Source organism: Vibrio sp. 1078-1 (assembly GCF_033340475.1).
In genome coordinates, this window is record NZ_JAWOWM010000268.1 from 1 (window position 1) to 756 (window position 756).

Genomic DNA, 756 nt, shown 5'->3' on the forward strand with positions numbered 1-756 from the left:
GTTGCAAAAGCAGAAATCGTTTCGAACATCACTTTGTCAAAAGAAGCTTTCTCCGTCAGCATCAACAAAAACATCGCGGTGGTGAGAATTGCTCCGCTCACCACAATGATTGCCAGTGACTTCGTTACCGTTGGCCAGTTTACCGTTCTCTTAAACATCACCACGTGTTTCTTTTGACGCAAGAACGTCCACGTCGCCATAAACGCGACAGCAAAAGTAGACACCTTGATACCGCCACCCGTAGAGGTCGAACCCGCACCAATCAACATCAAAACGATCATGATGAGTAATGCCGGTTGCGTGAACTGCGTTAAATCAACACTGTTAAAACCCGCTGTCCGCGCACTGGCTGATTGGAAGAAAGCGGCCAGCCATTGCCCGCCAGTAGTGAGCGAGCCCATGGTGTTGGGGTTGTGACGTTCCAAAAGCCAAAACAGCACCGTTCCCACCAACAGCAGTAACGGCGTGGCAATCAACATTATTTTGGTGTGAATATGTAAGAAGTGGAAACCTTTACGCCAATGTCGCCAAACGTCACCAATCACAGTGAAACCCAAGCCGCCAAAGATAAACAGACCAGCTAAGGTGAAACTCACTAACGGATCGTTGACAAAACTCATCATGCTGTCAGAGAAGAGAGCGAAGCCAGCATTGTTGAAAGCCGAAATAGAATGAAACAGCGCATAGAACATGCCCGTCTGCCAACCCATTTCTGGCACCCAACGATACGAGAGGAAGACAAAACCAATCGCCTCT

Annotated in this window: 1 protein-coding gene; it reads right to left on the reverse strand. The window is 48.4% G+C overall.

Going from position 1 to position 756, the window contains the following annotated elements; genetic code table 11:
• On the reverse strand, positions 1 to 756 hold a 756-nt coding region (locus R7190_RS27035), incomplete at both ends, for a potassium transporter TrkG (RefSeq protein ID WP_318137822.1).